The sequence below is a fragment of the Vibrio sp. R-1 genome, from assembly GCF_035615595.1.
Classification (GTDB): domain Bacteria; phylum Pseudomonadota; class Gammaproteobacteria; order Enterobacterales; family Vibrionaceae; genus Vibrio; species Vibrio cholerae.
Genome location: NZ_WPDC01000255.1, coordinates 1 through 716 on the forward strand (window position 1 = coordinate 1; position 716 = coordinate 716).

The 716-nt window shown below is 40.6% G+C and carries 2 protein-coding genes; both read right to left on the reverse strand.

Annotation, left to right across the window (positions count from 1 at the left end; genetic code table 11):
• Nucleotides 1-51: 51 nt before the first annotated feature.
• Entirely contained in the window at nt 52-369 is a 318-nt protein-coding gene (locus GOU96_RS17950; protein ID WP_001180246.1) for a type II toxin-antitoxin system RelE/ParE family toxin, read from the reverse strand.
• A gap of 18 nt (nt 370-387) precedes the next feature.
• A complete protein-coding gene (locus GOU96_RS17955; RefSeq protein WP_000557291.1) occupies nt 388-630 on the reverse strand; it encodes a type II toxin-antitoxin system Phd/YefM family antitoxin in 243 nt (80 codons plus the stop codon).
• Nucleotides 631-716: the final 86 nt, after the last annotated feature.

Sequence of the window (716 nt, forward strand, 5' to 3'; positions counted from 1 at the left end):
GTGGTAATGCGTTGTCAGACCCTTAGGCGGGCGTTAGTTTGCAATCGTAGACTAAGAAACAAAGCGTGAGTGTTTGAGATGCTTTTGGGGCAGCTGTGATTGCCCTAATACTGCAACAATGAGAATAAAGTCTGCTTCTTTGGTGTAATAAGCCATGTGTTTCCCCACTGGAAAGTAAAAACCATTTTGGTAAATATCTTCACAGCTTTTTCCTAGTCCTGGGTTATCCGCTAGAGTTTGGAAACCTGAAAGCAAGGTCGACTTATATTTTTGCCACTGCGTTTCAGCGAAATTTTCAATAGTGTAGTGTTTAATCTTGAGTAAGTGCTCTTGGGCTAATTGGCTGAGCTTATATTGTTTATTTTGCATATTGAGGTAAACGCTCAATCAAAGGGTGTTTAGAAAAGCGGCACCATCGACGGTTTTGCCACTATCTAAGTCTTTCTGAGCAGACTCAAAGCAGTGTTTGAGATAATCGAGTTTCATGGCTTCAAGTTCTTCAAAGTCCTTAATGGACATGACAACGACAGTATTCTTACTGTTTTTGCTGATGATGACAGGTTCGCGCTGTGCGCTTAGAAGAAGTTCACCAAAATTTCGTTTAGCATCATTTGCTGTTAGTGTGTGCATAACTAGGCTCCTCACTCAAAGTTTGAAAGAGTATAGCTCATGGTGCGAAGTGTTTAAAATGATTAAATCGCACGATCTTGGTGAAA

Coding starts and splice junctions, on each gene's coding strand:
- GOU96_RS17950 (WP_001180246.1), bottom strand. CDS start 369: ATGCAAAATAAACAATATAAGCTCAGCCAATTAGCCCAAGAGCACTTA.
- GOU96_RS17955 (WP_000557291.1), bottom strand. CDS start 630: ATGCACACACTAACAGCAAATGATGCTAAACGAAATTTTGGTGAACTT.